Origin of the sequence: Kordia sp., from assembly GCF_022447245.1 — a bacterium.
Taxonomy (GTDB): Bacteria; Bacteroidota; Bacteroidia; order Flavobacteriales; family Flavobacteriaceae; genus Kordia.
On record NZ_JAKVBC010000004.1, the window covers coordinates 93,910 to 119,401 of the forward strand.

Annotated in this window: 26 protein-coding genes and 1 pseudogene; 11 read left to right on the forward strand and 16 right to left on the reverse strand. The window is 32.4% G+C overall.

Annotation, left to right across the window (positions count from 1 at the left end; translation table 11 throughout):
- Positions 1 to 26: 26 nt before the first annotated feature.
- From MK119_RS04410 to MK119_RS04420, 3 genes are all read right to left on the reverse strand, one after another.
- Positions 27 to 1,571, reverse strand: coding sequence for a glycine--tRNA ligase (locus MK119_RS04410; protein ID WP_290671289.1), 1,545 nt, complete (start codon positions 1,569 to 1,571; stop codon positions 27 to 29).
- A 36-nt stretch (positions 1,572 to 1,607) separates the two neighbouring features.
- On the reverse strand, positions 1,608 to 2,162 hold the full coding sequence (locus MK119_RS04415; protein WP_290671291.1) for an rRNA adenine N-6-methyltransferase family protein: 555 nt from the start codon (positions 2,160 to 2,162) through the stop codon (positions 1,608 to 1,610).
- A gap of 128 nt (positions 2,163 to 2,290) precedes the next feature.
- Positions 2,291 to 2,692: a hypothetical protein gene (locus tag MK119_RS04420; RefSeq protein WP_290671293.1), complete on the reverse strand. Its 402-nt coding sequence runs from the start codon at positions 2,690 to 2,692 to the stop codon at positions 2,291 to 2,293.
- Positions 2,693 to 2,713: 21 nt separating this feature from the next.
- Here MK119_RS04420 and MK119_RS04425 point away from each other — a divergent pair, with 21 nt between their 5' ends.
- Both MK119_RS04425 and MK119_RS04430 read left to right on the forward strand, forming a co-directional pair.
- Entirely contained in the window at positions 2,714 to 3,403 is a 690-nt protein-coding gene (locus tag MK119_RS04425; RefSeq protein ID WP_290671295.1) for a phosphoribosyltransferase family protein, read from the forward strand.
- A 105-nt stretch (positions 3,404 to 3,508) separates the two neighbouring features.
- On the forward strand, positions 3,509 to 5,080 hold the full coding sequence (locus MK119_RS04430; protein WP_290671297.1) for an Ig-like domain-containing protein: 1,572 nt from the start codon (positions 3,509 to 3,511) through the stop codon (positions 5,078 to 5,080).
- Between the two features lie 2 nt (positions 5,081 to 5,082).
- On the opposite strand, the gene MK119_RS04435 is transcribed toward MK119_RS04430, so the two are convergent.
- The 4 genes from MK119_RS04435 to MK119_RS04450 all read right to left on the reverse strand — a co-directional run bounded on the left by MK119_RS04435 (position 5,083) and on the right by MK119_RS04450 (position 8,841).
- On the reverse strand, positions 5,083 to 6,159 hold the full coding sequence (locus MK119_RS04435; protein ID WP_290671307.1) for an AAA family ATPase: 1,077 nt from the start codon (positions 6,157 to 6,159) through the stop codon (positions 5,083 to 5,085).
- A gap of 55 nt (positions 6,160 to 6,214) precedes the next feature.
- Positions 6,215 to 6,997 carry an amidohydrolase gene (locus tag MK119_RS04440; RefSeq protein WP_290671309.1) on the reverse strand — a complete coding sequence of 261 codons (783 nt, stop codon included), beginning with the start codon at positions 6,995 to 6,997 and terminating at the stop codon, positions 6,215 to 6,217.
- An 82-nt stretch (positions 6,998 to 7,079) separates the two neighbouring features.
- Positions 7,080 to 7,784, reverse strand: coding sequence for a LytTR family DNA-binding domain-containing protein (locus MK119_RS04445; protein WP_290671311.1), 705 nt, complete (start codon positions 7,782 to 7,784; stop codon positions 7,080 to 7,082).
- 88 nt (positions 7,785 to 7,872) lie between these two features.
- Entirely contained in the window at positions 7,873 to 8,841 is a 969-nt protein-coding gene (locus tag MK119_RS04450) for a sensor histidine kinase (RefSeq protein WP_290671313.1), read from the reverse strand.
- 224 nt (positions 8,842 to 9,065) lie between these two features.
- Between MK119_RS04450 and MK119_RS04455 the strand changes: the two genes are divergently transcribed.
- From MK119_RS04455 to MK119_RS04475, 5 genes are all read left to right on the forward strand, one after another.
- Positions 9,066 to 9,953, forward strand: coding sequence for a thioredoxin family protein (locus MK119_RS04455; RefSeq protein ID WP_290671315.1), 888 nt, complete (start codon positions 9,066 to 9,068; stop codon positions 9,951 to 9,953).
- 610 nt (positions 9,954 to 10,563) lie between these two features.
- Positions 10,564 to 12,252 (forward strand): helix-turn-helix domain-containing protein, encoded by a 1,689-nt coding sequence (locus MK119_RS04460; protein ID WP_290671317.1) that lies wholly within the window; start codon positions 10,564 to 10,566, stop codon positions 12,250 to 12,252.
- 115 nt (positions 12,253 to 12,367) lie between these two features.
- The gene (locus MK119_RS04465; protein WP_290671320.1) at positions 12,368 to 12,508 is read left to right on the forward strand and encodes a hypothetical protein; all 141 of its coding nucleotides are present in this window, start codon (positions 12,368 to 12,370) and stop codon (positions 12,506 to 12,508) included.
- Positions 12,509 to 12,704: 196 nt separating this feature from the next.
- Positions 12,705 to 12,863 carry a hypothetical protein gene (locus MK119_RS04470; protein ID WP_290671321.1) on the forward strand — a complete coding sequence of 53 codons (159 nt, stop codon included), beginning with the start codon at positions 12,705 to 12,707 and terminating at the stop codon, positions 12,861 to 12,863.
- A gap of 34 nt (positions 12,864 to 12,897) precedes the next feature.
- On the forward strand, positions 12,898 to 13,053 hold the full coding sequence (locus MK119_RS04475; RefSeq protein WP_290671323.1) for a hypothetical protein: 156 nt from the start codon (positions 12,898 to 12,900) through the stop codon (positions 13,051 to 13,053).
- Between the two features lie 364 nt (positions 13,054 to 13,417).
- Here MK119_RS04475 and MK119_RS04480 read toward each other — a convergent pair whose 3' ends face one another.
- Positions 13,418 to 14,560, reverse strand: coding sequence for a methionine aminotransferase (locus MK119_RS04480; RefSeq protein WP_290671478.1), 1,143 nt, complete (start codon positions 14,558 to 14,560; stop codon positions 13,418 to 13,420).
- 417 nt (positions 14,561 to 14,977) lie between these two features.
- Here MK119_RS04480 and MK119_RS04485 point away from each other — a divergent pair, with 417 nt between their 5' ends.
- Positions 14,978 to 15,181, forward strand: coding sequence for a hypothetical protein (locus MK119_RS04485; RefSeq protein WP_290671325.1), 204 nt, complete (start codon positions 14,978 to 14,980; stop codon positions 15,179 to 15,181).
- Between the two features lie 60 nt (positions 15,182 to 15,241).
- On the opposite strand, the gene MK119_RS04490 is transcribed toward MK119_RS04485, so the two are convergent.
- Positions 15,242 to 15,706: a hypothetical protein gene (locus MK119_RS04490; protein WP_290671327.1), complete on the reverse strand. Its 465-nt coding sequence runs from the start codon at positions 15,704 to 15,706 to the stop codon at positions 15,242 to 15,244.
- 352 nt (positions 15,707 to 16,058) lie between these two features.
- Here MK119_RS04490 and MK119_RS04495 point away from each other — a divergent pair, with 352 nt between their 5' ends.
- A complete protein-coding gene (locus MK119_RS04495; RefSeq protein WP_290671328.1) occupies positions 16,059 to 16,763 on the forward strand; it encodes a GldM family protein in 705 nt (234 codons plus the stop codon).
- A gap of 6 nt (positions 16,764 to 16,769) precedes the next feature.
- On the opposite strand, the gene MK119_RS04500 is transcribed toward MK119_RS04495, so the two are convergent.
- The gene (locus MK119_RS04500; protein WP_366512768.1) at positions 16,770 to 17,732 is read right to left on the reverse strand and encodes a GTP-binding protein; all 963 of its coding nucleotides are present in this window, start codon (positions 17,730 to 17,732) and stop codon (positions 16,770 to 16,772) included.
- 21 nt (positions 17,733 to 17,753) lie between these two features.
- On the reverse strand, positions 17,754 to 19,532 hold the full coding sequence (locus tag MK119_RS04505) for a DNA mismatch repair protein MutS (protein ID WP_366512769.1): 1,779 nt from the start codon (positions 19,530 to 19,532) through the stop codon (positions 17,754 to 17,756).
- Positions 19,533 to 20,272: 740 nt separating this feature from the next.
- On the opposite strand from MK119_RS04505, the gene MK119_RS24205 reads away from it, so the two are divergent.
- Both MK119_RS24205 and MK119_RS04510 read left to right on the forward strand, forming a co-directional pair.
- Complete coding sequence (locus MK119_RS24205) at positions 20,273 to 20,467, forward strand: IS3 family transposase (RefSeq protein WP_366512750.1); 195 nt, start codon at positions 20,273 to 20,275, stop codon at positions 20,465 to 20,467.
- Positions 20,428 to 20,680 (forward strand): annotated as a pseudogene (locus tag MK119_RS04510) (IS3 family transposase); the annotation flags it as partial. The gene MK119_RS24205 and the pseudogene MK119_RS04510, both read left to right, overlap by 40 nt.
- Positions 20,681 to 20,866: 186 nt before the next feature.
- Here the strand turns inward: MK119_RS04510 and MK119_RS04515 are convergent.
- The 5 genes from MK119_RS04515 to MK119_RS04535 form a co-directional block, all read right to left on the reverse strand.
- Positions 20,867 to 21,613 carry a succinate dehydrogenase/fumarate reductase iron-sulfur subunit gene (locus tag MK119_RS04515; RefSeq protein ID WP_290671332.1) on the reverse strand — a complete coding sequence of 249 codons (747 nt, stop codon included), beginning with the start codon at positions 21,611 to 21,613 and terminating at the stop codon, positions 20,867 to 20,869.
- A gap of 76 nt (positions 21,614 to 21,689) precedes the next feature.
- Complete coding sequence (locus tag MK119_RS04520) at positions 21,690 to 23,687, reverse strand: fumarate reductase/succinate dehydrogenase flavoprotein subunit (protein ID WP_290671334.1); 1,998 nt, start codon at positions 23,685 to 23,687, stop codon at positions 21,690 to 21,692.
- A 15-nt stretch (positions 23,688 to 23,702) separates the two neighbouring features.
- Positions 23,703 to 24,395: a succinate dehydrogenase cytochrome b subunit gene (locus MK119_RS04525; RefSeq protein ID WP_290671336.1), complete on the reverse strand. Its 693-nt coding sequence runs from the start codon at positions 24,393 to 24,395 to the stop codon at positions 23,703 to 23,705.
- A 99-nt stretch (positions 24,396 to 24,494) separates the two neighbouring features.
- On the reverse strand, positions 24,495 to 24,944 hold the full coding sequence (locus MK119_RS04530) for a hypothetical protein (protein WP_290671337.1): 450 nt from the start codon (positions 24,942 to 24,944) through the stop codon (positions 24,495 to 24,497).
- Positions 24,886 to 25,272, reverse strand: a complete 387-nt coding sequence (locus tag MK119_RS04535; protein ID WP_290671339.1) for a hypothetical protein — start codon at positions 25,270 to 25,272, stop codon at positions 24,886 to 24,888. The genes MK119_RS04530 and MK119_RS04535 overlap by 59 nt, the downstream gene beginning before the upstream one ends.
- Between the last annotated feature and the right edge of the window lie 220 nt (positions 25,273 to 25,492).

The following is a 25,492-nucleotide window of genomic DNA, read 5'->3' on the forward strand; positions in this document are numbered from 1 at the left end:
TTTTTTATGTCAATTGGCATAAGGTTTTACATGCTCATTAACCATGTACGCATATCTACTTCTTTGTTGATAATACCACGTACGTCTTCAATTTTTACACGTTGTTGTTCCATGGTATCTCTATGACGAATGGTCACCATATTATCTTCTTTTGTTTCATGATCAATCGTAATACAAAATGGAGTTCCAGCTGCATCTTGTCTACGATAGCGACGACCTATAGAGTCTTTTCCTTCTTCATAAACCATATTAAAATCCCATTTTAAATCATCCATGATTTCTCTGGCAATTTCTGGCAAACCATCTTTTTCTACTAATGGTAATACTGCGGCTTTAGTTGGTGCTAATACAGCTGGTAAACGTAATACTGTACGTGTAGTTCCATCTGGTAAATCTTCTTCAACTAATGAATTAGAGAATACTGCCAAAAACATACGATCCAAACCAATAGAAGTTTCTACCACATAAGGCACATAACTTTCTTTGGTTTCATTATCATAGTATCTTAACTTTTTTCCAGAGTACTCTTCGTGCTGACTTAAATCGAAATCTGTACGCGAATGAATTCCTTCCAATTCTTTGAAACCAAATGGGAAATTAAATTCAATATCTGCGGCAGCATCTGCATAGTGTGCTAATTTATCGTGATCATGGAAACGGTAATTTTCCTCACCCATTCCTAAAGACAAGTGCCATTTTAAACGGTTTTCTTTCCATTTCTCATACCATTCTTTTTGCGTTCCCGGCTTTACAAAGAATTGCATTTCCATTTGTTCAAATTCGCGTTGTCTAAATATAAATTGACGTGCTACGATTTCGTTGCGGAAAGCTTTTCCTGTTTGCGCAATTCCAAAAGGAATTTTCATACGACCTGTTTTCTGAACATTCAAGAAGTTCACAAAAATACCTTGTGCCGTTTCTGGACGTAGATATACTTTGGTTGAACTACCTGCAGAAGCACCTAATTGTGTACCAAACATTAAGTTAAATTGCTTTACTTCTGTCCAATTCTTAGAACCAGAAACAGGATCTGCAATTCCTAAATCTTCAATTAGTTGTTTGAATCCTTCTAAATCGTTTTCTTCCTGTACACGAGCCAATTCGTTACTTATTTCATCAACTTGTTTTTGACGACGTAACACATTTGGGTTTGTAGAACGAAATTCTTCTTCACTAAACGCATCTCCAAAACGCTTTTTAGCTTTTGTGATGTCCTTATTTATTTTTTGAACTATTTTCTCTCTGTGATCTTCTACTAAAACATCAGCGCGGTAACGCTTCTTTGAATCTTTATTATCAATAAGAGGATCATTAAACGCATCAACGTGGCCAGAAGCTTTCCAAGTTGTTGGATGCATCAAAATTGCAGCATCAATCCCTACAATATTTTCATGCATTTGTACCATTGCTTTCCACCAATAGTCGCGTATATTCTTCTTTAATTCTGCTCCATTTTGAGCATAATCGTATACAGCACTTAAACCGTCATAAATTTCACTCGACTGAAATATATAACCGTATTCTTTTGCGTGCGATACTACTTTCTTAAATTGATCGTCTTGTTTTGCCATGCCGCAAATATAAAACGTTTGGATATCAGCTACAAGCTATTTTTGCGCGATATATACAAAAGCTGGCGGAATGTTGAAAGCTTCAAAGGATAACTTCACTTTATCGTTAAAAACTTCTTTGAGTTTTTTGTAATAGGTAGGACTGTATTGATATTGAACAAACATACTATCATCCTCCATAGCTTCGTAGGTATTTTTTAAAATACGATCGCTAATTTCTTGTGGAATATTTGTAAACGGTAAGCTAGAAACCACACAATCTACTTTGTCAAAACCATATTTTTTTAAAACAGGCTGAATTTCTTCGGCAGATACTTTTTCAATAATTAGTTGTGAATGCTTTATCTTTTCTAGTGATTGAAAAAACTTTTCATTGACTTCAAAGGTGATTACTTTTGTGTGAGGTTGTACTCTTTTTAAAATTTCTTTGGTAATAATTCCATTTCCAGGGCCAAACTCGACAATTACTTTTACAGTATCAAAATTTATACTTTTTACCATTCGTTTCGTAAGAAAACGAGAACTTGGAACAATAGTTCCTGAGGTTTTAATATCGCGTATGGCTTCTCTGAAAAATTTTAACCGATCCAATCGAGGAAATTTTTATTACTTAATGTTCGTTTGATTTTTGAATATACCGCGAAGTAAAGAAATTATTCAGAAAGTATCACATTTTTTATGCGATTCTTTTCTTTTTAAGAAAGAACTAAGAAAATTGTTTAATAAACGGATTGCATGTGACCTGGAGACATACCATCATGAAGTTCATGTTGTAGATATTGATTACGCTTTCGCAATTCTAACATTTCCCTTCTGTATTTCGTAATAGAACTATAATCTAAAACTTTGTCCTCTAATTCTTCTAGCAACTTTTTAACTTTTTGCTTTTCGGCAAGTACTTCAGTAGTTTTTACTTGATGCTCTTTGGTTAAATGATCGTAATTTTTGATAATTTCTCTCAATTCCTCTTTAACAAGTAATTTTTCATTTTCCAAATACGCATCTTTTTCATTTTCATTATCGTTCTGATTGTATACAGAAATGCAGACCATAGATAAAGTCATTGCAGCAAGTGCAATTAATAGTATTTTTTGAATTGTATCTTTTGTGGCTCCACTCATAAAAAAGTAGTACTTTTACGTGTGGCAAATATATTAAATAATATTCTTTCTTCCTTTTTTCCTGCAACTTGCTTGGGCTGTTCTGACAAGTTGATGCATCAAGAACAGGATATTTGTACGAAATGTTTACACAACTTACCATTCACGGAGTTTCATAAACATACAGAAAACCCTGTAAAACAAACATTCTACGGAAGAGTTCATATTGAAAATGCAACCGCTTTACTCCATTACAAGAAAAATGGAATCGTACAACAGCTAATACATCATTTAAAATATAAAGACAGACAAGATGTTGGTAATTTTCTAGGAAACATGCTAGGTGAAAGACTTAAAAAAGAAGCTGCGTACACTAATATTGATTACATCATTCCTGTTCCATTACATAAAAAACGACTACAAAAGCGTGGATACAATCAAGTAACTAATTTTGGACAAGAACTTGCCAAACATTTAGAAGCGGTATATGTAGATGACATTCTTATCAAAATAAACAACATTAAAACACAAGCTTTTAAAAAACGTGCAGCACGTTGGTTAACTGCACAACATTCATTTGAAGTTACAGACACTACACTATTACAAGGAAAACATATTCTATTAGTAGACGATATTATTACTACAGGCGCAACACTAGAAGCCTGTACTTTAGCACTTCAAAAAATACCAAATATTAAAATTAGTGTAGCAACTATGTCAATAGCAAGTTAAAACGTTCGTCAGTACCAAAAATAATTAGTTTATTTGTAGCGCATTATTTTATATCAGTTAATGAAACAACGTTTTATATCTTTTTCTTTGGTGACTTTGATCCTTATGTCATTGTTCAATTGTGCCAAGCGTGGTTTTCCAACAGGTGGTGAACCTGATAAAACACCGCCAAAAATGGTAAAATCACAACCTGAAGAATTCAGCACTAATTTTGACGAAAAGCGAATCCGTATTTATTTTGATGAATATATTAAAGTCAAAAATATTCAGAAGCAGTTGATTATTTCTCCACCCATAAAAGAAGGTGGTTATGTTATATATCCACAAGGAAGTTCAAGCAAGTATATTGATATTCAAATTCTTGATACGCTACAACCAAATACAACTTATTCCTTCAATTTTGGGCAAAGTATTGTAGATAATAACGAGGAAAACCCGTATGATTATTTTAAGTATGTCTTTTCTACAGGTTCCTATATTGATTCTTTAGAAGTTACAGGAACTATCAAAGATGCATTGGATAGAAATCCTGAAAAATTTGTATCGGTAATGTTGTATGAAATTGATTCAACATACAACGATTCTACTATTTATAAAAAGACACCAACATATATTACCAATACTTTAGATAGTTTAACAGAGTTTAAGCTTTCTAATTTACGTGCTGGAAAATACAAAATGCTTGCATTGAAAGATAAAGCAAGCAACTATCTTTTTAATCCACTTACAGATAAAATTGGATATGTAGAACAAGAAGTTACAGTTCCTACAGATTCTTTTTACACAATTACTTTATTCAAAGAAATTCCTGAATTTAAAGCAACACGACCTGCGCAAATTTCTAAAAATATGATTGCTTTTGGGCATGAAGGTCCTGTAGATAGTATGAAAGTAACTATCAACTCAGAAGTTCCTGAGAATTTTAGATTCAAAACGACACGTCATCCCGAAAAAGATACACTGCGTTATTGGTTTGAGAATTTAAAACCAGAAACCGATTCCCTGTTATTTACAGTTTCTAAAGGTGCATACAGTAAAGATTTCACAGTAAAAATTAAAGATATGGAAAAAGATTCCATGAATTTATCTGTGAATTACCGAGGAAATATTCCACCAAACGGTGATTTTAAAGTCATATCAAATACACCAATTGTTGCTATTGATCAAAACACGATTTCCATTCAAAATAAAGATTCTATTCCCGTGGCATTTACTACGAAATTGAATGAAAAGAATAATAGTTTGGATGTGTTTTTTGAGAAAAAGGAGAATCAGCGTTACAAAATTCAAATGTTGCCAAAAACAATTACTGACTTTTATGGTGAAATCAATGACACATTGAATTATACCTTGATTACTAAGGAAAATAAAGACTATGGAAATATTCAACTTACCTATGGTGGTTCTGAATATCCTGTACTAATTCAAGTTGTCAATGAAAAGCTCGAACTGATTGCTGAACAATATGCTACAGAACCACAAGATTCTTATAATTTCCCTTACATTGATCCACAATTTGTGTATTTCCGCGTGATATATGATACCAATAAAAATGGAAAATGGGATACTGGAAATTATCTAAAAAATAAGCAACCAGAAATTGTAAAGTATTTCCCGAAAAAGGTAGAAATCCGAGCAAATTGGGATGTCATTGAAGATCTTAAAAACTTGAAGTAAGACTAAAACCCAATTTTTCTTTTTTCTGTTTGTGTAAAATTCGTGTTTTGATAGTTAAAGATATCTGCTAATGTCAAGGCTTTGTCTGTTGGTTCATGTGCTAGTGTATTGAGCAATGCATTTGCTTTTTCCTTCTCTAATGGTTTAAATTCGTAATAGGCAATCATACGTCCTTTTCGCAGCAAAGCAGTATCAATCTTATTAATACTTGTATTGAACGTACAAATGATTTTTATGTTTAAATAATCACTGAACAATCCATCTGTTAATTGTAAAATGGTGGAAACTACCGAACTTTCATTTTGTTGTTCTCTAGTAGTCAATACCTTTTCTGCATCTTCAATAATGAGGATTGAGTTTTGATTTTTGAGTAAGAATGAAATAAAATCTGGATGCAGTAATTCATTTACAAATTCATTCTGAATAAAGATAAAATTCTTTTTATGATGCTTCGTGATTAGACTTTTAATGTATGAAGTCTTTCCTGCTCCCGGTGTGCCATGCAATAAAATAAGTCCCGCTTTTTCAAGCGCTAAAGCTCCTTCTATCGTATCATGCACTGGACTAAAATCATCATTGTACATAGATTGAATGTCACATATAAAATCTTCCGTTCGCACATCTTCTGTAAAAAAGCCGCGATTACCTCTTGACAATACTTTAAATACAGGTGTTCTATCCAATCCAAATTTCCTTCTTAAGGTATGATTCATGTCAATAATCCATTGTTCAAGTGCTAAATCTAAGTTATCATAGTAAAATTCAATATCGAGTTCATTATGTTCTAATGAGATCCAAATGAGCAGCTTTTTTGTAGCACTTTTTAAAAAGTATTGAAAAGGGAAATCTTTTGAAAAATCCGCATTTTTAGCATCTTCAGTATTCCAATTTTTAAAAACAACTTCTAAGTTTTGAGACTGAAAATCTATCGCTTCTATAACAGCTTCTATGTTTTCTTTCGTTTCATCAAGCGGTGTTTTTAAACTTAGAATAGAAGCAATTTTATCAAAACAAAAAATATAATACGAGCTTTTGTCAAAATCGCCATAGGAGTCAAACGAATCAATTAATTCAGCCATGAGTTTCTTTTTAGATTATATTTTTAATGATTTGTTTGTATAAGCGATACTATAATTAATTCAAGGTAAACACGTCTTTATCGTCTAAGAATTTCAACTTGCTTCGATATGTTGCAATGTGTTCTTTGGCTAATGTCACAATTTCGGTTTCTTCTTTGCCAGAAGTAATATTGGTAAGTTGCGCTCCCAATACATCATACGCTGCTGAATGTCCGCAATATTCCAGCGTATTTGCATCAAGTCCTACTCTATTTACTCCAATACAATAACTCATATTTTCAATGGCGCGTGCTTTTAATAACGCATCCCAAGCACTGACACGTGGTTTTGGCCAGTTAGCAACATACAACAATACATCATAGTCATCTACATTTCGTGCCCATACAGGAAAACGCAAATCGTAACATATCAGTGAGCAAATTTTCCAACCTTTATACTTGATGATCGTTTTTTCAGTTCCAGCTTGGTATACTTCATGTTCGCCAGCAAGCGTAAACGTATGCTTTTTATCATAAGTTTCAATATCTCCAGAAGGCAATACAAATACCAAACGATTGTAATGATTTCCATTTTCAGAAATAACTAAACTTCCTGTTATGGCTGCATTTTTAGCTTTTGCTAATTCTTTCAACCAAGCAATAGTTTCCCCATCCATAGTTTCGGCTACATTTTCAGGATTCATGGTAAATCCAGAAGTAAACATTTCTGGCAATACAATAATATCTACTGTGTCAGTTATTGCGTTGATTTTTTCTGTTAATTGCGCTCGGTTTTGCGCAGGATGTTCCCAGATGAGATTGGTTTGGACAAGTGCAACTTTGAGTTCTCGGCTTTCCATGAGTCTGTAAGTATTTTTGGTAAATTAAACACGTTCCATCAATCATAATTATGTTGAAAAAACGGTATTGTAAAGTTACCACTTATTTTCCATGAATGTCCAATACTTCAAAAAGTTTTGCTTTAAAGGTTCTGCCAATCGGAATGCGTTTGTCGTGAATATACACTTCATTTCCTGAGATTTTATCGACATGATCTTTATTAATGACAAAGGATTTATGAATTTGAATGAATTGATGTTCAGGTAGTTTTTCTTTCCAAGTACGCAAGGTTCCAATAAACGATAGTTTTTGTTGATTGCTTACCAAAGTCAAATAATTGCGTTCCGATTCGACATAAAATATTTCTTGAAATTGAATTTTATGAAACGTTTTATCTACATTTAAGAATAAAGTTTCTGAACTTGATTTTTCGACTTCTTTTTCAATAATTTTTGTTTGAGTACGCTGTGTTTTTTGAATGGCTTTTAGGAAACGTTCTAACGAAAAAGGCTTCACCAAATAATCGATAATGGTTTCAAATTCAAAACTTTCCACTGCATAATCAGGATACGCCGTTGTCATAATGATGGTAGGTGGATTTTTAAGTGTTCGCAGAAAACTCAATCCAGAAATATCAGGCAAATTAATATCTAAGAAAATCAAGTCAATTTCTTCAGTATTGATTGTATCATAAGCATTTAAGGCTGCATTAAATGTTCCTATTAACTCCAAATACGATACTTTGGCAATGTAATTTTTGAGAATACGTTGCGCAGGAATTTCATCTTCTATTATAATACAGTTCATCAGTTTGTTGGGTTTGTTTTTTATCTTTCAGATGGAATTTCCAAAATAACTATTTATAGCACGTGATTAAAATTTATTAATGGATGTTTCATGTTAATTGTAGTTTTAAGGTAGCAACGTATAACTTCCCTTCTTTAAAAGTCAGCTCGTATTTGTCTTTATAAATTATGTCTAAACGTTTCTTTAAATTTCGCAATCCTATTTGTGCGGTTTCACTTTTCTTAGTTTCATCACATTCATTTGTGCAAATACAGGTCAGTGCACCATTAGAAACTTCAATAGTGACAGCAATAGTAGTATTCATTACACTGTGTTTGAATGCATTTTCAATAATGGTAATAAGCAATAACGGTGCAATTGTATAATTATCTTCTAATATATTTTTTCGGTACTCAATCGTTTTAATCCCTTCTGTACGAATTTCTTGAAATGTAATATAATTGTCAATAAACGTAAGTTCTTTTTCTAATGGAACAAAAGTCACATTGCTTTCATACAGCACATGTTTCAGGTTGTTGGACAACATCAAAATCAACTCAGGGACTTGTGCTGGTTTTTCAATAGAATACGAATATATCGTGTTTAAATTATTGAATAATACGTGTGGATTTATCTGCGATTTCAGGAATTTCAATTCCATTTCCGCATGTTTTTGCTTAATACTTTCTACTTCATCTTTCTTTTCCAAATACCGGAATAACATCCAAATAAAGGAGAAAAAGATAATTGGCACAATGGTTTGCCATACATAATCCGACAAACATTTTACAATAGTACAACCACATTCAGCAAAAACATAACAATACAGTTGTGTCGCAAAAAAACTAATCGCAGTAATGAGTAAAATGTACATGGTATACCATTTTTTCTTTTCAAAAAAAGGCAACAACACAAAGTCGTTTATGTATACAATGATGACTAAAATGGACAAATATTGCAGAAACGGATTTTCTGCCCAATAATAATTTGAAAAGTAAAATAAGGAGACAAAAATGAACAATGCCCAAAACAGCATGTGTATCAGAATTTTAGAAATGGTATGATTAAAAAAGTTCATTGTGTCGCTTATTATAAACTGTCAAAATACTAAGAAAGCCAAAATTCGTCAAATATATGTGGACAAAATACGGGCTTTGTTGTATTAACTTCCGATTATTGTTAAAAAAAGATAGATTTTTAAAGATTGCTTTTTATCAATACATTCATGCATTATGTACATTTTGTTGGTTTTCTCATTTGGTTTGTTAGAGTTTTGAGTCAGAAATCAAAATCAACCAGAAAATGAACAAACTCTTTACTTTTTTATTGATGCTTTTTATGTGTCAATTTACACTGGCACAATCAGTGAATCAATTGACCAAAGATGTACGTGGTCGTGATATGTTATTGGGTGAAATTACCAAAGAAGGTTTTACTTCCAATTCTTTTAACTCGTGGTTTTCTAAGAATTATGAAGCGTATGAACCTGATGCAACGACCATTAAAAAACTTAAAAGAAAGCTTAAAAAATATAATATTACCATTTTTATGGGAACTTGGTGTGGCGATAGTAAACGCGAAGTTCCAAAGTTTATGAAACTCTTAGAAGCCGCCAATTTTCCAGAAGAAAAGCTACGTATAATTGGAGTGAATAATGCGCGAGCAAGTTACAAACAAAGTCCTAATGGAGAGGAAAAAGGCTTGAACATTCATCGTGTTCCTACGTTTATTGTATACAACAAACGTGGAAAAGAAGTAGGACGTATCGTAGAACATCCCGTGGAAAGTTTAGAGATGGATTTACTTCGAATTTGCAGAAAAAAATCATACGAGCACAACTATCAAATTGTAACGGAATTGCACAACTTATTTGAGAAAAAAGGAAGTGATTACATTGAGGAAAATCAAGAAAAAGTTGTTTCAAAATTACAACCGTATTCTAAAAGTTTAAAAGAATTAAACACATATGGTTATGTGTTGCTTCGTGCAAAAGATTATAAAAAAGCAATTACGGTATTTACGATCAACACAAAACTATTTCCAAACGATAAAAACAGTTATGATAGTCTGGCAGAAGCCTATTTTACCATAAAAGACTATGAAACAGCTACAAAATATTACACCAAAGTATTGGCAATGGACGCAAACGATAAAAATGCAAAAACCATGCTTGCAAAAATGCCAAAATAAGTATTAAAACGTAAAGTTTGTTTTGAAGGGCAGTGCGTCTCCACGTGAGATTATGCATTGCTTTTCTGTTTTTATCAAAAAATGGAGAGAAGGTTCTATTCTTGTTTGAATTGTCACTACTTTTAACATGAAAGTATTTTTCTTTAAAAACTACATATATGATCACCATCTATAGTTTTAGAATGCTTTTTTTCATTTTAGAAAAAGTAATCATCACCGCAAGAAAATTCAAATAAATAGTTCACTTTCGAGAAGCTCTTGTTTATGAAAAGGAGATCGTTTCTTCAATTACTCCAAAAAACACAAACAAAGTTAGAGGAGGAAATATGTATCATGATTCAAATTGTACTATGGATACATGTTAAACATTCTTAAAAACTCGAATTTATAGTGACGAAGCATGTTGGCCTTGTCAATAGAGATACTCATGCAATTAAAAATTATGAAGAAACTTGTAAGTAAGCAAACTATTAGTAGTTACTTTACGCATGTTTCATAAAGCTTCTCTAATTAGAGGTTTTTTATATAGAAAACTCCCAAAAGAAGACGACTATATTTAATTATTAGTATTTTTAGCTTCTTTATATGTATGCTAACAAAAAGAGTTTTTATGATGCGCAAAGTGATTACATTTTGGAGTTGTATTGTTTTCGTATTGACATCTCTTTCTGGATTTTCACAAGAAATGCCTGAAGATGCTACGTCGGAAGAAATTTTTGATTTTATTGTTCAACACAAATATTCCTATCCTGAACTTGCAAAAAAATATGCTCAAATTTTAGTTGCAAAAAGTAAAAAAGAGCAAGACAGTATTCATCTTTTTAATGCCTATGCACAATGTTGTAAAATTGCCAATATTGAGGGAAATTATGAACTTGCTATTCAACATTGTGATTCTGCTATTGCAACCGCAACCGCATTAAAAAATCAACTTTTTTTAGCAGAAGTCTATCTAACAAAAGGAAATGCCGTTGTATACCTTGGAGATAATAAAAAAGCATTAGAAAATTACCTAAATACTTTAAATATAGCGAAGGACATCAATGCTATTGAATATGAAATTGTTGCTAAGTCTAATATAGCAAAGATCAAAAGACGCATGGGTTTTTATGAAGAAGCACTCTCAATTTACAAAAAAAACACCTTATTGGCCGAACAGTATAACTTTGAAAACAAAACGATTCTCATTAATTCTTACATGGGTGTAGGTGGCACATATTTACGTTTAAATCAACCAGATTCTACGCTTAAATACTCTAAAATAGGTTTACAAAAAAGTCTTGCAATTAACGATGATGAAGGTGTGAGTTATTTTTACATTGATATTGGTATTGCATATTTTCTAAAAAAGGATTTTAATGTTGCTATTGACTACTTAAAAAAAGCAGAAAAAATTACGAAAGGATTGAATAATCAAAATAGACTTGCTGAAATTTACAACTATATTGGACAATCCTATTTTAAATTAAAAAAGTATGACGAAGTAATTTCTTTTTTAAAAAATGCAGAAGCTATTGTTAATAAAAAAAATAAAGAAATCCTTTATAATCCTCAAGAACTAGAAGATATATACTTAACACTTTCAAAAGTCTATGAACTTACTAACAATCTAGATTCATATGTTGAATATACTTCCAAATATCTTGAATTGAAAGTTTCTAATGAAGGCGAAAATATAGAAGTTATTAAAGATTTGTATGAGACTACACGAGAAGAGAATACATTACTTTCTTCTATGACCTCTAAATTAAGAAACAGTCTTATGTACGTTATACTATTTAGTCTTTTTTTAGTAGCATTATGTGGATATTTTGTGTGGAAATTTTTAGAAGTAAAAAAACAAAACAAAAAAACATTTGAGCAATTAGTTGCGACGATAGAATCCAAAAATTCAGAAAAAATAAAATCTGAATTTAAAATTGAAGACAAAAAAGTAGAAGCCATCCTGGAACGATTAGAAAAATTAGAAGAGTCATTATTTTTCTTAAATAGCAATTGCACATTACAAAGTTTAGCCAAAAAAGTAAAGACCAATACCAATTATTTATCAAAAATCATCAATACATACAAACAGAAAAAATTTTATGAGTACTTGAATGATTTACGTATAAAATATGTGTTAAAACGCTTGAAAGAAGATCCTAAATTTCGTAAATACTCTATAAAGCATATAGCAGAAGAAATTGGCTATAAAAGCACCAATTCATTTACAAAATACTTTAAAGCCTCTACAAAGCTATATCCTTCATATTATATTAAAAATCTTGAGAATACTTCTAAAAATAACACCTCAAATTAAGTAATTTGAGTCTTTTAAGAATTCCATTTTTAACATTTTAGGGTATAAATAGGTTATCTTTCATCTTACAATTTAACTTAAAAACTTATTTATGAAAGTAAAACATTTACAAAAAATGAAATTAAAAAAAGAAACTATCTCTCATATCAATGAAACAACAGCTATGTTACTGAAAGGCGGCACACGTGGTTCAGAAACTTCTGCAATTGACGATTCTGCTTTAATTTCGCATTGTGGTGATATACAATGTTATTAATTATGCATCCATAATTTAATTGAAAATCGGAAGCGATACTTCCGATTTTTTATGTCTAATTTTTAGATTTTTCAAACTGATATCTTACCTCAACTCCTTAAAATTTTAGTTTTTTTGCGCTACACTTTCTTTTTTTCATAAGATACGAATCATATTTTGAGATCATAAAAATTAATTAACTTCAAAAATTTTTTTTATGAAAACCCACAAAGTAAAATCATTGAAATTGGTAAAAGCTTCTATAGCAAATTTAGACGCTAGCAAACAAGAAAGAATTGTCGGTGGTGGCACACGTGCTTGGACAGGTTGCCTTACGTTTAACTCTATGTGTCCAACTTCTTGCCACGCACACTAATCTCAACTAATTATTAACCACAAAATCAATACCCATGAAAACAAAAAAGACAAAATCATTACAATTAATTAAAGCTTCAATCGCTAGTTTAGAAACAAAAAAATCACTAAAAGTTGTAGGTGGAGTTACGCGTATTGGAGATTGCAATAGTAGAACTTCCTTATGTATTACTTCTTGTCACGCGCACTAACATATGCATGTAGACTAAAACTTTAATCCTACTGAAAAAGAATTCAAAAAGTTTATTATTTAACGTATAGAGAGTTAAAAGGCAGTGGTTTTTCGGGTAGCATAATTTGTGATTCACGAGAACCTGAATTTTGTAATTTGACTTTTAACAGATGGCACTGTAATATTAGTTCTCCTAGTATTACTGTGCCTAAATGTAAATACTTTTTATCAGTAAAAAAGCTTCTCATTTTGAGAAGCTTTTACGTTATCCATAATTACTTGAGATAATTTACATGAGAATGAGTAGCATCATAAAATTTGTGTTATTCATTTGTTAATTATTATTGTTATTCAATTGCTTTTTCAATATGTATATCAAAGTATTAAATTTTATTAATAATCGCAGCTGCCTTTTCGAGCGTTTCATCCGTTTTAGCGAAACAAAAACGCAATAATTTATGATCTTCTTTATTGGTATTGAATACTGAGAGCGGAATGGATGCTATTTTGTGTTCTCTTGTGAGCCTTTTAGCAAATTCCGTATCTTGTTCGTCTGTGATGGCATCATACGACAATACCTGAAAGTATGTTCCTTGTGAAGGTATCCATGTAAAACGTGAATCTTTAATTTCATTGAGAAAGAAATCTCTTTTTTCTTGAAAAAATGCAGGAAGCTGAATATAGTGCTCAGGTTTTTTTAAGTATTTTCCAATCCCAATTTGCATCGGATGATTTACAGAAAATACGTTGAACTGATGCACTTTTTTGTATTCATCCATCAATTCTTTTGGAGCTACACAATAGCCCATTTTCCAGCCTGTATTGTGAAATGTTTTTCCAAAAGAAGCTGTAATAAATGTGCGTTCGGCTAGTTTGGGAAATAAGGCTGCGCTTTGATGTTGTTCACCATCAAAAATAATGTGTTCGTAAACTTCATCACTCAACAGAATGATGTTTGTATTTTCTAAAATCGATGCTAATTCCAACATATCTTCTTTTGAAAATACTGTGCCACTTGGATTATGTGGCGTATTGATAATCATCATTTTTGTTTTTGAAGAAATGTTGCTTCTCACTTCATTCCAATTCACTGAAAATTCTTTTCCTTTCAACTGAATCGACACTACTTTTCCTCCATGTGCTTCCACAGCAGGCGCATAACAATCATACGCAGGCGTAAATATGATGACTTCATCATTAGGACGTACAAAGGCACTTACAATGGTAAAAATAGCTTGTGTTGCTCCTGCTGTCACCACAACTTCTGTATCTGGATTATAGTTTCTATGATACATATATTCCATCTTTTCGGCGATAGCTTCTCGTAAAATACTAGCACCTGACATTGGTGCATATTGATTGTAGTTTTCGCGCAAAGCTTGCTGTATCATTTCAATCAATACAGGATCGGAAGGGAAATTTGGAAATCCTTGTGCTAAATTGAGCGCATTTTCTTTGGCTGATAATTGGCTCATTACCGTAAATATAGTCGTTCCTACATTGGGAAGTTTGGATGTATGCTGGATCATTTTTTGGGTTTTGGGTTTTGAGTTTTGGGTTGTCTTTAATACTTTTTAAATCAAAAAATAAGCTGGTAAACTCATAAACTTTTCAACTTCTTAGTTGTTGATTCGTTAATCTACCAATTTATTTAATGGTTATTAAAAATACCTTTTTGTTCCCTTTTTGTAACGAATTCATAAATATTTTTTTGTGACACATAATTTTCTGTGAACTCTAATTATTATACAATTCATAATTTAAAATTCAACATTTAGAATTTATTATTAAAAGTCGTCAATTTGAATGGTTCTGCGAAATGAAACTTAGAAAAATATGCATCTTGAAACACTTTCTTAAACATTAGATTACTACGGTAAACCCGTAACTTACTCTATAAGATATTACGTAGTATTACACTGATAACCATAAACTTATAAATTATGAAAAAAAGAAAACTTACCGCTTTACAGTTAAACAAAAAGTCTATTTCTACATTTGCAAACAATGCAATTACTGGTGGTGATGATAGTAGATCAACTGGTTTTACACGATTAGATGCCTGTAATACTAAAGATGTTATTAGATGCTTGACGGGTGATGCCTGTCCAACTGTATTTGGATGTCCATCTTTTGTAAACTGTTAAATTATTTTAAGCGAACTGAAGTTCGCTTTCTTTTTTTGAATTAAAGATTGTACGCATGCATCAATTCAAATGCTTTTTTTCTAGCATTTCCATGAATAATTCTTTGAGAATATCATTTTCTACATTATTGATGTAAACAGCCTGAAAATCATTTCGGAAGTCGCGAATTTTTTGAAGATTAATTCCTTTGTATCGAATATTACTACTTACCTCATGCCATATTTCTAACAATCGACCAATAAGTCTTCTGTTGGTTTCAAACTGCGCGTTGAGTTGCCCTAGCATACTTTTGGTATAGCTGGTAAACAAAGGCATTCGTGCAAGTTTTTGCATAGCTGTATCCATGAACAATTGGATTTCTTGTTCATTTTGGAAATCGTAGAAACGGTATTTATCTTCAGTTTTACATTTTTTACACGCTACAATTGCAAAGGTATCCTTGATTATTTGCGTGCAATCATACATAGATTCATAATAGATTTCCAATCCCAAATTGGTATTAATGACCAATACTTCACTTTTCACAAGTTCTGTCAGGAAATTTTTTAAAATGATGACTTGCTGATGCGAAATGATCAGTTGTTTCTTGTGATGTTTTTCGTTTATGTGGAGATATTTTAAAGACATAGCAATAACAATCTCCAATTTAACGAATTGAACAACACGAAATTGTTAAAGTTTATTATTTCGTATGATTTACATATTGAAAAGTAGTAGAAATAGCGATTGTGTCGTTTTGAAGAAATTTGAAATAAAACTCTTTATTTTACGTTTTTAATTCCACAACTTCTAATTAAATCTGTAATGCATAAGATGGTATCAGAAGTGAGCGTCGAAATATTTAAATCTCAATTATCAAGCAAAACTATCCTAGTTTATGAGGCACAGATTTCCTATCTCAATTATGTTACTTTTTACTGTATTTATGAGTTGTGATTCACATCAAAAATTATCTAAAGAAAATCGTGTATTGAAAGATTCACCTGCCGTATTTCAAGAATTCTCTGAGATAAAATCAGAAGCAATTGTGGAGCTTAAAAAAATGAATGTCGTATATCGTGGAATTGACAATGCACTAAAAATTGCAGTGCCTAATGCTCTAAATATTTCAGTAATGGCTCCGGGTTTAATAAATAAAGGAAATGGTAATTTTGTATTGCGTCCTCAAAAAGGCAAAGAAGTTATTCTTCAGATTGTAGCACAAATGCGAAGTGGAAAAACAATAAAATTCGAAAAAGTATTTCGGATTGAAGATATTGGAGATCCAATCGGTGTTATTAAAAATAAAAGCTTTGCGTACACTACTATAAAACTAACTAAAAAAGAGTTCATTAAAAGTGTTTTTAGCTTTGACATTTACAACTTTCTTCACTTTAGAAATTTAAAAGTTTCTGAATTTGACATACTTTTCCCTAATAACAAAATAATAAAAGTATCAGGTAATACTTTGAATAACGAAGCAATCAAACAAATAGAAGAACTCGAAATTGGAAATAAAATTCATATTCACAATATCAAGGGTTATGGATACAGTGGAAGTTTAAAAAAAATAAGGTCTATTTATATTGAAATTGTCCCTTAAAAATTATTACTTCTGTATAAAGTTTTGTTTTTCCAATCCAGCCTCAACCGCTTTTTCAAGTACTGATGGTTCACTTCCCGGTCCAATAGTTAATAGTTTTGCTCCAGTTATTGGCATTCCTTTAAAAGGTCTTATCGTAACTTCACCATCTGGAGTGCGCTCGAAATAAACATAGTTTTCTTCATTTTGAATTTGTGTACAACCTTTTACACGTAGAATACTTTCTGGAATTGCATTACAAATATCATAAATACAATCCTTGTTTGGCAAGTTTGGTAAATCTACAGAGCAAGACGACCAATGCGCTTTGAGATGATCTAGCTTTTGTGGATTATTTTTTGAAGGCGAAAGTTTCGGTAATAGCGAAACGTCAATTGCGTCCGCGTGTATGATTTCTGCGAATGGATTGAATGTTTTCAATTCATTAACTACAGTATCTAGTCTTTCTTTAGAAACATTTTCCGTATGTGTTAATACGAGTAAAGAAGATACTTGAATTTGATTGGCTTCTAATTCGTTATGTTCGCCTCTTTTTTGCCAGTTTTTTACATCTACCACTGAAATTTGAATTGGCGGCAAAAATCGTTCGTTAATTCCCACACCCAAAAAGCTCATCAAAGAACAAGCATCAGAGGTTCCATTGGCCTCAATCAAAGTAACACCATTGGATCGTTCAGGAATTCTGTTTACAAACTCTCTCAACTCATGAATTCCACTGCAACAAATACAACTTCCACTTAATGATCGTACCCACTTAGGGTTCATTTCTTCCATAAACTGCTGTACATCAAGATCAGCATTTTCATAATCATTTAAAATAATAAAAGGATTCCAATCTTTTTCAAGATAGTTGTGCATTAATTGTTTTAACAAGGTAGTTTTTCCTGCTCCTAAAAACCCTACAACAGTGATGATAGCTTCCATTTTTAACTTTTTTTCTTGCCTTAAAAATACATCATTTTTTGTCATTGAAACCCATAATACATAAGATTATTCTACAATTTTCATTTTCTTTAACAAAAATGAAGCGTTCATGTTAGAACAAATCCCTTTTTTGAGCAAATACCCAAAGAAAAGTTCGTCGTTGATAATTTCAGCATCAAAGAAATAGTTTTTTACTTGATCAATTTCTTTTTCCAATTCACAGAGACTTAAATCGTGTGTAGCTATAATTCCTGCTGCGTTTTGAGAAGCGAGTTTTTGTACAATTTTTTTAGATCCCATTGCTTTATCATGACTGTTGGTTCCTTTTAGAATTTCATCCAAAATAATAAAGTAGGTGTCATTTTCAATTTTGTCTACAATCATTTTTAAGCGTTGCAATTCTGAAAAGAAGTACGAAGCGCCTTCTGCTAGTGAATCAGTCGTACGCATGCTTGTAATAAGCTTTATAGGCGAATACACTGCTTGTTTCGCACAAATTGGCAATCCTACATTAGACATGACAATGCCTAAAGAAACGGTTCGCAAAAACGTACTTTTTCCAGCCATATTTGCACCTGTAACAATATAAAACTCTGAGTTTCCTATTAAAAAATCGTTATCAACTCTGTTGGCTGCTCGCAACAATGGATGTCCTAATTGTCTTGCTTTGATGACTTCTTTGGCAGAAGTTTCAATTGTTGGATATGTAAATTGTGGATGGTTAAACGCAAAATTCCCTAAACTGTTGTAGGCATCAAAAAAAGTAACGACCTCAAACCATTGGGCTACTTTTTGACTGTGTTTTTGAATCCAAATTTCTATTTGATACGATTTCGAAATATCCCATAATAAAAACCCGTTTAAAAAGATTCCAACTAAAATATTATTTCGATTGTCTAAAGCATCGATGCGTTTTGAAAATCCTTTAACCAAGGTAGAAGCCTTTTGCACATTACTGTGAATATTTCGTTGTTTTTCTTTTAGTAATTCTGACGAATATGTTTCTTCTTCAATTCGTTGTAATAAGTGTCCGTATTGCTGAAAAGTATCTTTGGCTTTGTTGGTATTGATGGAAAGTTGATTGATACTTTTTAAGAATTTAACTGTAATTCCCAATCCTACAAAAAGCCATATTAGCGCTGTTAAAAATGGTAATATTCCCAAAGAAACCAAGGTAATAATGGCAATAGAGATTCCAGAAAAAATCATGGGTAAAATTCGCATCGGTTTAGGAATAAAGCTTTTGTATTCCTGCAACCAACTCGTAATGCTTTTGGAGGTTGTTTCCACTTTTATCAATAAAGCAATAGCAGAAAAATGTTGTCGCCAATTTGCCTTTTGAGCCAATTCTTGTATGGCTTCTTGTCGTTTGGCAATCGTTGAAATATCATTACTCGCTAGCAAAGCTGCTAATTCGTTTTTTCCTTCTTTTGTAGTTGATCTATTTATATATTGAAAAAAAGAAGCATTCCCAAAGAGATCAATATCATAACTAAACTCATGAGACGCATCTAAAAATTCTTCGCCTGTAGGCAATTTAGAAAGATCGCCATTTAACACATCCAGTTCTAGTTGATTACATTGAATCAAGGCTTTTAGTTTATTGCTTTTATACACCAAATCTGAATGACGAAAGACTAAAAATAGAAAAATTGCCATTCCGACTGCTGAAGTCATTACCACATACGCCCATTGTCCGAACAAGAGATAAATTGAGAATGCAATACTTAAAAAAACGACCAATCGTAAAAAACTTGATTGATTGAGTTTTCGACGTTGTATTTTTAATTCGGCTTCAAATTTGGCTTTTTGTTCTGTGTAAAAGGCTTTAGGGTCTTGCATCATGATTCACTAAGAAATATCGTAACAAGAAACAAAAAAAAATACAAAACAAATAGCTTTGCGTTCGTTAGTATTTCATCCTAAGAAAAGTTTAACAATTATACGTACTCGATACTACTTTTTGATAAACCTCAACACTCTTTTTCTAGTTGGATAAAATACATTCCTTTGCTTAATTGCTGTACATTTATACTTTTAGTTTTATCTACAATTCCAATTAATAAGGTTTTACCAGACTGGAATGTTTACATTTGATTGGACATAGAGTTAAGAGATTAAATTATTAATTAACTCAACTTTGAAAAGATGTCAACAAAACGAAAGACTCACACAGAGTCATTTAAGCGCAAAGCTCTAGCATTAAGCCATCAAAAGGGTAATGTAGAAGAAACTTTCCGAGAATTAGGATTATCAACATCAGTGTTGCAACGTTGGTGAAAAGCGTATAATGAATATGGTCAAAACAGTTTTCCAGGACGCGCAAATCCAAAACAAACAGATGATCAAAAAGAAATAGCCAAACTAAAGAAACAATTACCAGAGTGTCCCTTAGAGAATGAAATATTAAAAAAAGCGGTAAGCATCTTTTCCAAGAGCGACAGGACAACTATAGATTTATAAAGCACCATAAATTGAAGTATCCAGTTGAGAAGATGTGTAAAGTATTATAAGTAAGTAGGAGTAGTTATTATAGTTGGTTGAGCAAAGGTCCATCAAAACGATGGTTAAACAATCATTCTATTATGTATTTCATCAAACATATTTTTGAATATAGTTATCAAAGCTATGGAGCAGAAAGAATGAAAGCTGAATTAGAAAAATATGATCATTATGTATCTAAACGCAAAATAGCAAGATTAATGCGAGAACTTAATCTAATTGTAAAGCGTAAACATAGTTTAAAATTACAACAGATAGCAATCATACCTATCCTGTAGCAGCTAATCTATTAGATCAGGATTTTAAAGTCCATAGAAAAAATTAAGTATGGGTATATGATATTACCTATTTACACACTAGCAAAGGTTGGCTGTATTTAACTGTAATTATTGATTTTTCATTCAGATAGAGGCTCGCAATATGCAAGTAATCTATTCGCTTCTGTTCTTAAAAGTTATAAAGGGTTTGTCAAACAATCTATGAGTAGAAAAGCAGCATAAATCCCTTAACTTTTTGTCTAATTTTTTGTTGTTATTCCATACAATTCGATATTACTAACAAGCATACAGGTAGAAAGAATTTTAATCGTAACATAGTGCGTTTTTTTAATGAAAATAAATAAAAAATCCCAAGCAGGTCATACTTGGGATTTTTTTAGATATATGGATTGTTAAATTTTATCCTTTAAAAGAAGCTTTTAAATACTCACGATTCATACGTGCAATATTTTCAAGTGAAATTCCTTTCGGGCATTCTACTTCACAAGCTCCAGTATTGGTACAGTTTCCAAAACCTTCTTCGTCCATTTGCTTTACCATGTTTAATACACGATCTGTTGCTTCAACTTGTCCTTGCGGTAATAATGCAAACTGCGATACTTTTGCAGAAACAAATAACATAGCACTTGAGTTTTTACAACTTGCTACACAAGCTCCACAACCAATACATGTTGCAGCATCAAAAGCAGTATCTGCATCATGCTTGTTAATAGGAATTGCATTAGCATCAATGGTATTTCCTGAAGTATTCACAGAAACAAATCCTCCTGCATGTTGTACACGATCAAAAGCACTTCTATCTACCACTAAATCTTTGATTACAGGAAACGCCTTAGCTCTAAATGGTTCAATATAAATAGTATCTCCATCTTTAAACTTTCGCATATGTAACTGACAGGTTGTTACGCCACGATCTGGTCCGTGCGCTTCTCCATTAATATATAAAGAACACATTCCACAGATTCCTTCACGACAATCATGGTCAAACGCAACTGGCTCATCTCCTTTTGTAATGAGTTCACTATTCAGAACGTCCAGCATTTCAAGGAAAGACATATCTGGAGAAACATCGGTGATTTGGTAATCAACCATTTTTCCTTTATCATTTGCGCCTTTTTGACGCCATATTTTTAATGTTAAATTCATACAATTTAGATTTTAGTATTGAGTATTGAGTATTGAGCAGTTAGCTTCCTAACATCTCATGTCTCAACACTACTATCTATTTATAACTTCTTTCTTTTACTTCTATGTTTTCGTATATCAAGTCTTCTTTGTGTAGCACAGCGTTTTTAGGTTCTCCTTTATACTCCCATGCAGAAACATACTGGAATTCTTTTCGACGCATTGCTTCACCTTCTTCTGTTTGATATTCATCTCTGAAATGTCCACCCGCAGATTCTTCACGTTGTAATGCATCTTTAGCAAATAACTCTCCTAATTCTAAAAAGTCTGCAACACGACCTGCTTTTGCCAATTCTTCATTGAATTCATTTGCCTCACCTGGCACACGAACATCTTTATAGAACTCTGCTCTTAATTCAGAGATTTCTTTAATGGCAGATTTTAAATCTTTTTCGTTACGTGCCATTCCACATTTGTTCCACATAATTTTTCCTAATTTTTTGTGGAAATAGTCAACAGGCTTTGTCCCGTTGTTATTTACTAATTGATTGATAGCATCTTTTACCTTATTTTCTGCTTCATCAAATTCTTTTGTTTCTGTAGAGATTGGACCCGTACGAATGTCATTAGCTAAGTAATCGCCAATTGTGTAAGGCAATACAAAATAACCGTCTGCTAAACCTTGCATTAATGCAGAAGCTCCTAAACGGTTAGCTCCGTGATCAGAGAAGTTAGCTTCTCCAATAGCATACAATCCTGGTACTGTCGTTTGTAAGTTGTAATCAACCCATATCCCTCCCATAGTGTAATGCACCGCTGGGTAAATCATCATTGGTGTTTCGTATGGATTTTCATCAACGATTTTCTCATACATTTGGAATAAGTTTCCATACTTATTCTTTACAACTTCCTGACCTAATTTTTTAACTAAGGCTGCATCATCTTCATTTAATCCTTTTACGTGTGCTTGCTCTTTTCCGTAACGTTGAATTGCAGAGGCGAAATCTAAGTATACAGCTTCTCCTGTAGCGTTTACTCCAAATCCTGCATCACAACGTTCTTTAGCGGCACGTGAAGCAACATCTCGCGGTACTAAGTTACCAAAGGCTGGATAACGACGCTCTAAGTAATAATCTCTTTCTTCTTCTTTAAGATCGGTTGGCTTCAACGTTTTGTTTCGAATTGCCTCTACATCTTTTTTGTGTTTTGGCACCCAAATACGACCATCATTACGTAATGATTCAGACATTAACGTCAATTTTGATTGATGATCTCCAGAAACTGGAATACATGTTGGGTGAATTTGCGTATAACATGGATTTGCAAAGTAGGCTCCACGCTTATGCGCTTTCCAAGCAGCCGTTACATTACTTCCCATAGCGTTTGTAGAAAGGAAGAATACGTTTCCATATCCACCAGTTCCTAGTACAACCGCATGCGCTGAATGTCTTTCTATTTCACCAGTAACTAAGTTACGTGCTATAATTCCTCTTGCTTTTCCATCAACCACAACTACGTCTAACATTTCATGACGGTTGTACATTTTAATTTTTCCACGACCGATTTGACGGTTCATCGAGGAATAAGCTCCTAATAATAATTGCTGACCTGTTTGTCCTTTAGCGTAGAAAGTACGTGATACTAATACACCACCAAACGAACGGTTGTCTAATAATCCACCATAGTCACGAGCAAAAGGAACTCCTTGTGCCACACATTGATCGATGATGTTTGCAGATACTTCTGCCAAACGATATACATTTGCTTCACGCGAGCGGTAATCTCCTCCTTTTACCGTATCATAGAATAATCGGTAGGTTGAATCTCCATCTCCTTGATAGTTTTTCGCTGCGTTGATTCCTCCTTGTGCTGCAATAGAGTGTGCACGACGTGGAGAATCTTGAAAGCAAAATGCTTTTACGTTGTATCCTAATTCAGCTAATGTAGCTGCTGCAGATCCGCCTGCGAGTCCTGTTCCCACAACAATGACATCAATAAGACGTTTGTTGGCTGGATTTACAAGATTGATTGTGTTTTTATGTTTTGTCCACTTATCTGCTAGTGGTCCTTGAGGTATTTTTGAATCTAAAGCCATAGTTTTGATAAGTTTTTAGTGAGTTCCTGTAAAGTGATGAAATAAAGCAATGAATATAAACCCTGCTGGAATTCCAATAGAATATACTTTACTCACTCCTTTCAATGCTATTGTGTATTTGTTATTAGCTCCAACTGACTGGAATGCTGAACCAAATCCATGTAATAAGTGTAATGCTAAAAAGGTAAATCCAACGCAGTACAATGCTACACGCCAAATTGGTTCAAACTTGTGTACTAATTCTTCATGATATCTAAATCCACTTTCTAGGTTTGTTGGATCAATAAGTCCTGACATGTCGCCTGCAACAAATTTTGTATTGATCTCAGGAATCCAAAAATCAATAAAGTGAATTACTAAGAAAACTAATATAAATCCTCCACTCCAAATCATGTTTCTACTCATCCAAGAAGAATTTGCGTTTCCGTTATTTTTTGCATAACTCACATTTCTTGCACTTTTATTTTTTATTTCTAAGACAAATCCCATTACGAAGTGAAAAATAACTCCCAAAATCAAAACTGCTTGCAATATATACTGTACTGCCCAAAACGTACCCATGAAATGAGAGGCCTTATTAAAAGTATCTGGACTAAGTACAGAAAGAATATTGATTGCAAAGTGTTGTAGGATGAAAACCATTAGGAAGAGTGCCGAAAGTGCCATGGCAAACTTTCTTCCAATCGAAGAATTTAAAATTCCGCTCATTATAATTGTGATTAATTATTTGTTCCACAAATATACGGCTCGCTCGGAATCTCTACAAGTTTTAAGACTTGTTTTGAAGTCTATTTAGAATGGATTTAATTAAAAGTTGAATCGAGGATTGACAATAGAATTATAAATTGACCCAAATGAATAACTAAATTCAATGGTAGCCCAATAATTGTAGTCCAACTGCAATTGCTGTTGTTGGAGTAATAATTCTTCTAGCGACACATTACCAGCAGGAAGATTGATTTGATTTCTTTTAATTCTATAATTTCCTCCAACATTAAAACTAAAACCTTTAAATACTCTAATATTAGCTCCTGAATAAAATCCCAAAGAATTCAGTGTTGTATCGTGTAAGTACTGATTAAAAGACACATCGCCATTGATGTTTCCCCATTCTTGACGAACACTTCCTCCTGATAAAATAGTGTGTTCAAATAAGAGTTCTTGCTCTTTTCCGAATACAGATCGCTCTATGTAATCATTAAAAACTAATCCGTTTCGATACGATAAAATGAGTTGTTTTTTTTGCAGATTGTTCATATTTAAAAAAGTTATATTCTGTTGCAAGTCTAAACCTCCAAAACAACTTATAATTGCTGTAGGTTGATGTTACAATATCTCCAAAAAAGCCATAAGACCAACGGCAATTTATTCTAAAAACATCACTTACATTTAAAGACTTATTGTTATTAATAGCTATAATTTTATCGCCATCAAAAGTAAAGGTTGATCTGTTTTCGCTGAAGCTAGCTCTTATTGAAAATTTATTTTTTTCAGTCACTCTTTTAGCTGATATATTAAAATTTAAATTGCTTGATTTATTCTTTTCTGCTCCATTAAAATAACCTGCAGCTCCAAGCCTGAACACCCAAAAATTCCAAGTATCTTTTTCCGTAACAGTTGCCGTTTCATTTTCTGGATTAGAAAAAAAACTAATGCCTAGTGTTTTACCTCTTTTAATCCCATAGTAAATAAATAACAGTTTTTATGCTTTTATACTTCATTCAAGTATGTTTGGCATTTTTTGACGATAAACATAGCATTAGCATCATTTTATATTTTTTTAGCATTGCAAATTCTTAAAGTAA